The sequence below is a fragment of the Streptomyces sp. NPDC048590 genome, from assembly GCF_043199535.1.
Lineage (GTDB): Bacteria > Actinomycetota > Actinomycetes > Streptomycetales > Streptomycetaceae > Streptomyces.
Genome location: NZ_JBICWC010000010.1, coordinates 381996 through 388049 on the forward strand (window position 1 = coordinate 381996; position 6054 = coordinate 388049).

A 6054-nucleotide genomic window follows, 5' to 3' on the forward strand; every position below is an offset into this window, starting at 1 on the left:
CTCTACCTGGCGCTGTGTGTCGGATGTGTCGTAACGGCGGGTCCACCGCCGCGGGAAGGACCGGCGAGCCTGCCGACCACCCTGCCCACCAGCTCGGGCGGCAGCAGCCCCGGCCCGCGGCTCCGCACGAACTCCGCGAAGGTCTCCGCGGTGCTGAACCTCGGCCTGAAACCCAGGGTCTCGCGCATCTGCACCGTCGAGACCACCCTGCCGTGGGTGAGCAGCCTGATCTGTTCGGGGGAGAAGTCGGTCATGCCGATCGTGCGGAGCGCCGAACCCACCCAGGTGACGGCAGGCAGCAGCACCGGCACCGTCGGCCGCCCCAGCCGCCGGGAGCACTGCGACAGCAGCAGCACCCCGTCGCCGGCGATGTTGAACGTGCCGCTGTTCAGCGTCCCCCGCCGTGGTTCACGAGCGGCGATCTCCAGTACGTCGACGACGTCGTCCTCGTGGACGAACTGCAGCCGGGGGTCGTACCCGAGGACCGTCGGAAGGACCGGCAGCGCGAGGTAGTCGGCGAGCGGGGAGTCCGGCTCCGGGCCCAGGATGTTCGCGAACCTCAGTACGCACACGGCGACGTCGGGCCGGCGCCGCGCGAATCCGCGGACGTACCCCTCGACCTCCACCGCGTCCTTCGCGAAGCCACCGCTGGGAAGGGACTTGGGCGTCGTCGTCTCGGTGAAGACCGCCGGATCACGCGGGGCCGACCCGTACACGTTCGTGCTCGACTTCACCACCAGCCGCTGCACCGACGGGGACTTCTGACAGGCACCGAGGAGCTGCATCGTGCCGATGACGTTGGTCTCCTTGACCGTCGTCCTGCCACCGGCGCCGGAGGCCTTCGCGGACACGTCGAGGTGGACGACCGTGTCGACGGAATGCTCGGCGAGGACCCGGGCGATGGCCGACTGCCGGATGTCCGCCAGGACGAAGTCGGCGTCGCCCAGCTGATGCCCCGGCGCGACCGCGTCGACCGCGATCACCCGGTCCACACCCGGGTCGCGCTGGATGCGCCGTACGAAACGGCCTCCCAGCTGCCGGGCCGCGCCTGTGACGAGCACGATCTTCCCCAAGATCAGCGCCTTCCGTCGATCGTTCACCGAACGGGGTCTTCCCCTAAGGGCAGTCACGCAATTCCCGGTGGATCAGCGCGCGGCGTCAGATGCGGTGCATCGCAAGGCGGAGGGACGTCCGCATACTGGATGTATGCGGACGTTCCGACAACGCGGCGAGGCGCCGTAGCTGACGCCGCGCGCCCACCGGGAATTGCGGGACAGCCCTTAGCCGTCACCGTAGTCGGTCGATGTTGCCCTGTGATGACCCCAGGCGGGCTTTACCGAACCGATGGCGGGAATACCACCGAACCGCCGCACGGCTCTCACCCGCGCGGGCACCGGAAACGCGCCGAGGCCCTCCCGCCAGGACGGCGGGAGGGCCTCGTACTCACGAACCGCGTTCGCTTACTTCTTGTTGCGACGCTGAACGCGCGTGCGCTTGAGCAGCTTGCGGTGCTTCTTCTTGGCCATCCGCTTGCGCCGCTTCTTGATAACAGAGCCCACGACTACCCTCGCTCACTTCTTCTTCACTGGTGCGGGGCGTCTGGGCCCACACGACCTACGTCGGCCTAGCCTACCCGCCACCGCGTGAGGGACGTAATCCGAGGGGGACGTCAGGCCGACTCCACCCCCACGAAGGAGTCGCGGAGATACTCGTGAACCGCTTGCTCCGGGACCCTGAACGACCTTCCCACCCTGATCGCGGGCAGATGACCACTGTGCACCAAGCGGTACACGGTCATCTTCGACACCCTCATGACCGAGGCGACTTCCGCCACGGTCAGGAACCTGACCTCGTTGAGAGGCCTCTCGCTTCCAGCAGCCATGACCCACCTGTACCTTCCGCACGAGACGCGCACCGGCTTCCCCTCCGGTGACTCTTCGTCGTTGTGCGCTCACTCCCCAGATTAGGTGCGGGTGATGCGAGTGGGGAAGAGGTAAGGAAATCGGCGGCCTACCGTGACAGACGCGCGCGATTGAGCACATACCGAGCGATCGGCCCGTAGTGGTCCGACGGCACACCGTCATCCAGGGGAACAGCGACGGATACCCGTCCCTCCTCCTCACCCACGAACAGCGCGGGATCGTCCGTATCACCCAGCCCGATGGCCTCGATGCCCAGCTGACCTGCACCGCAGACCCATCCGTGATCCCCGACCACCAACTCGGGCAGCGCCCCCCGGGCCTCCACCGCCGCCTCCAGGACAGCCCGGACGGGCAGCGGCGAGTGGGTGTGCGCACCGGCGGCACTCCCCTGAACCCGCACGCCCGGCTCGCGCACCAGGGCGACACCTCGTACGTAGTCGAGGCTGTACCGACGTACGCCGAATCGGGTCATCACGTCGACACCGCGCCCCCGCGCGGGAGTGAGAACCAGGCATCCGGCCGCCGACAGGGCGTCTGCCAGACCGGCGTAGAAACCGATCAGACGGTGCGGGTGCCCGGTGCCGAACAGCACCGGGACCCGCCTCCGAGCAGCCCCCGCGAGCCGCTCCGCGAAGGCGTCCAGAGCCGCGAGAGTCCGCTCCGGGTCGATCATGTCCGGGCCCGACACATGGCCGGGGTCGTCCGAGACACCGCACTTGTCCGCCATCAGACGCAGCAGATCACGCTCGCCCCAGACCCGGTCGGGATCGAGGCCGAGCAGCAGGCGGGGGTCCCGCGCCGCGAAAAGCCGGTAACTCCGCAGGCTGGTCTCCCGCGGCGTGGCCACGGGCCCGGCCAGCCGGGCCGCCAGCAGGTGAGCGCGCAGCGCTCCGGTGCTCAACACCCTCCCGATGATTCCGCACCACGAGGACCCCCGGGCGTGAACCCGGATACCGCACCACCGTTGGCGTAAACCCCCCGCTCAGGCCAGGAGACCCCGCAGCGGGAACGCCGCCCGCCGGGTGGCCAGCACCGCCTGGTCCAGCCGGTCCGCGGGGTCGTAGCCGTCCTCCCAGGGCTTCCACGCCGGCGCGCGGCCGTCCGTCATCCGGGCAGGGCCCAACTGCCGCGTGCGGGCGTAGACCTCGTCCCGCCACGAAGCCGGGATCATCGACTCGGGGTCCACCGGGGCGTGGGCTGCGATGCCCACGAGGTGGGTCCACGACCGCGGCACCACGTCCACCACGGCGTAGCCGCCACCGCCGAGCGCGACCCAGCGCCCGTTGTCCGCGTAGGAGTGGGCCAGCTCATGACAGGCCGTCATCACCGCGCGCTGGGCGTCCAGCGACACCGCGAGATGGGCCAGCGGATCCTCGAAGTGCGTGTCGGCGCCGTGCTGGGTGACCAGGACCTGCGGCCTGAAATCCTCCAGCAGTTCCGGCACCACCGCGTGGAAGGCACGCAGCCAGCCGGCGTCACCCGTACCGGCAGGCAGCGGCAGGTTCACCGCACCGCCCTCGCCCGGCCCGGCGCCCGTCTCCTCCGCCCACCCGGTCTGCGGGAACAGGGTGCGCGGGTGCTCGTGCAGCGACACGGTCAGCACCCTGGGGTCCTCCCAGAACGCCGCCTGCACCCCGTCCCCGTGGTGGACGTCCACATCCACGTACGCGACCCGCTCCGCACCGAGCTCCAGCAGCCGTGCGATGGCGAGCGCGGGATCGTTGTACACACAGAAACCGGAGGCCGCGCCGGGCATCGCGTGGTGGAGACCTCCGGTGAAGTTCACCGCGTGTGTGCTCTCCCCACGCCAGACCGCCTCGGCGGCGCCCACCGAGAGCCCGGCGATGAGAGCGGACACCTCGTGCATCCGCGCGAAGGCCGGGTCGTCGACGGTCCCCAGCCCGTAGGCCTGGTCGGCGGAGCCAGGATCGGCCGAGGCGGCACGGACCGCTGCCACGTAGTCGGCGCGGTGCACGAGCCGCAGAGTGGAGTCACCGGCCGCCTTGGCGGACCTGACGTCCACCTTCCCGTCCAGACCGAACGCCCGCACCAGCCCCATCGTCAGAGCCAGTCTCACCGGGTCCATGGGGTGACTGGACCCGAAGTCGTATCCCGTTACTGCCTCATCCCACATCAGCTGCGCGCGCCCGCTCATGCCCGCCACCGTATCGGGCGGGTTCCGCGCCGAACGACCGGGCGTACGCGAGCGTCGCGAGAACCAGCACCATCGGCACCAGCATCGCGCCGCGATAGCTCCAGGCGTCGCCCAGCGCCCCCACGAGCGGCGACCCGACGAGGAACCCGACGTAGTTGAAGACGTTCAGCCGGGCCACCGCCACGTCGCTCGCCCCGGGGAACATCCGTCCCGCCGCCGCGAACGTCTGGGGCACGATCACACAGAGCCCGAGCCCCAGGAGCGTGAACCCGAGCATGCCCCACCAGGCCCCGGGGGCGAGCGCCACCACCGCGAACCCCACGGCCGCCAGCACACTCCCGCCCCGCACGACCGCGACGGCCCCGAACCGCCGCACCCCCAGGTCACCGACGGCCCGGCCCAGCAGCGTGGTCACCATGTAGACGTTGTACGGAACCGTCGCCAGCTGCTCGGAGCTGCCCAGGACGTCCTGGAGGTACTTCGCACTCCAGTTGGAGACCGTCGAGTCCCCGATGTAGGCGAACGCCATCACCAGGCAGAGCGGCAGCAGCAGCCTGAACGGCACGGACGTGCCCTGCCCCGCCCCTCCCCCTGCCGGAACGTCACCGCCCTCGGCCCCCTCGGTGTACCAGCGGCTCCCGATCAGGGCCGCCGGCAGCAGAAGGACCACTGCGGGGAGGTAGGAGACCAGCAGGGACAGGTCCCAGTGCGCACCGGCCCACGCCATCGACGCCCCGGCGATCCCGCCGAGGCTGTAGGCGGCGTGGAAGCCCAGCATGATGCTCCGCCCGTACGCGCGCTGGAGGCTGACGCCCATCATGTTCATCGAGGCGTCCAGAGATCCGACGGACAGTCCGAACACCCCGAGTGCGACCGCCACCTGCCAGACCTGGTCCCCGGCACCGACCCCCAGCAGGGCCAGCAGCACGACGGGCTGGGCCCACCTGAGGACGGCCCCGGGGCGGACCCGCGCGACGGCCTTCTCCGTGGCCACGCTGCCGACCCCTGCCAGAACAGGTACCGCCGCCAGGAAGACGGGCAGCAGCCCGTCGGATATCCCGTACCGGTCCTGAATGGCGGGGATGCGCGTCACCAGCAGTGCGAAGGTCACGCCCTGCACCAGAAAGCTGAGGGCGAGCGAGACCCTGCCGTACCGCAACCGCGCATCCGTCATGGCCGCGAGCGTAGAGCCCGGATCTACCGCTGGGTAGATGGATCAGGCGAGCAGTTCGGGCAGTTGTGACATGTCGGAGAAGTGTCCGGTCACTCCGGCCAGCCGGTCCGCCGGCATCATCGAGGTGAATCCGTACACGTCCATCCCCGCGGACCGTGCTGCCTCGACACCGAGGGGGCTGTCCTCGATCACGACGCACCTCTCGGGGGCGATGCCCATCCGCTCGGCGGCGTGGAGGAAGAGGTCCGGGGCGGGCTTCCCTCTCCCCACGTCCTCGGAGCTGAAGATCCACTCCTCCTCGAACCACTGGTCGAGGCCGGTGTTGCGGTGCCCGGCGGCGATCTTCTGGTGGCTCCCCGAGGAGGCGACGCAGTACGCGACCCCGCCGGCGACGAGCCCGCCGAGCAGTTCGTCCACGCCGTCCACCGCTGCGAGCTGCTCCTGCTGGAACGCGCCGAGGGTCCGCCTGTGGAGTTCCTCGTCGAAGTCCGCCGGAAGCTTCTGGCCCGTACGCTCCTCGACCATGTCGTGGACGCGGTGGATGGCCGCCCCCATGTAGTCGCGGAGGGACTCCTCGTACGAGGTGGGGTGGCCGAGCTCCGTGAGGTAGTCGGCCAGGACGGTGTTGGAGATCGGCTCACTGTCGACGAGCACGCCGTCGTTGTCGAAGATGACCAGTTCGTAGCGCATGGTCCGACCCTAGACGCTCGGAACGCAGAAAAGCCCCGTGCCACAAGGGCACGGGGCTTTCCCGGAATAATTGTTCGGCGGCGTCCTACTCTCCCACAGGGTCCCCCCTGCAG

Annotated in this window: 7 protein-coding genes; all 7 read right to left on the minus strand. The window is 69.9% G+C overall.

Annotated features, from left to right (window positions below; all coding sequences use genetic code 11):
• Positions 1-2: 2 nt before the first annotated feature.
• On the minus strand, positions 3-1073 hold the full coding sequence (locus ACGFNN_RS28465; protein WP_393560136.1) for an NAD-dependent epimerase/dehydratase family protein: 1071 nt from the start codon (positions 1071-1073) through the stop codon (positions 3-5).
• Positions 1074-1460: 387 nt separating this feature from the next.
• The gene (locus ACGFNN_RS28470) at positions 1461-1559 is read right to left on the minus strand and encodes a 30S ribosomal protein bS22 (protein WP_003948845.1); all 99 of its coding nucleotides are present in this window, start codon (positions 1557-1559) and stop codon (positions 1461-1463) included.
• A 110-nt stretch (positions 1560-1669) separates the two neighbouring features.
• Complete coding sequence (locus tag ACGFNN_RS28475; protein WP_362675217.1) at positions 1670-1882, minus strand: helix-turn-helix domain-containing protein; 213 nt, start codon at positions 1880-1882, stop codon at positions 1670-1672.
• Positions 1883-2010: 128 nt separating this feature from the next.
• Complete coding sequence (locus tag ACGFNN_RS28480) at positions 2011-2826, minus strand: phosphatase (RefSeq protein WP_393560104.1); 816 nt, start codon at positions 2824-2826, stop codon at positions 2011-2013.
• Positions 2827-2904: 78 nt separating this feature from the next.
• Positions 2905-4077 carry an acetoin utilization protein AcuC gene (locus ACGFNN_RS28485; protein ID WP_393560106.1) on the minus strand — a complete coding sequence of 391 codons (1173 nt, stop codon included), beginning with the start codon at positions 4075-4077 and terminating at the stop codon, positions 2905-2907.
• Positions 4046-5251: an MFS transporter gene (locus ACGFNN_RS28490; RefSeq protein ID WP_393560108.1), complete on the minus strand. Its 1206-nt coding sequence runs from the start codon at positions 5249-5251 to the stop codon at positions 4046-4048. The genes ACGFNN_RS28485 and ACGFNN_RS28490 overlap by 32 nt, the downstream gene beginning before the upstream one ends.
• Before the next feature lie 42 nt (positions 5252-5293).
• Entirely contained in the window at positions 5294-5941 is a 648-nt protein-coding gene (locus ACGFNN_RS28495) for an HAD family hydrolase (protein ID WP_362553406.1), read from the minus strand.
• Positions 5942-6054 lie beyond the last annotated feature (113 nt).

Excerpts from the sequence above, each read along its gene's own strand:
- ACGFNN_RS28475 (WP_362675217.1), bottom strand. The coding sequence starts at position 1,882 with ATGGCTGCTGGAAGCGAGAGGCCTCTCAACGAGGTCAGGTTCCTGACC.
- ACGFNN_RS28485 (WP_393560106.1), bottom strand. The coding sequence starts at position 4,077 with ATGAGCGGGCGCGCGCAGCTGATGTGGGATGAGGCAGTAACGGGATAC.
- ACGFNN_RS28490 (WP_393560108.1), bottom strand. The coding sequence starts at position 5,251 with ATGACGGATGCGCGGTTGCGGTACGGCAGGGTCTCGCTCGCCCTCAGC.
- ACGFNN_RS28495 (WP_362553406.1), bottom strand. The coding sequence starts at position 5,941 with ATGCGCTACGAACTGGTCATCTTCGACAACGACGGCGTGCTCGTCGAC.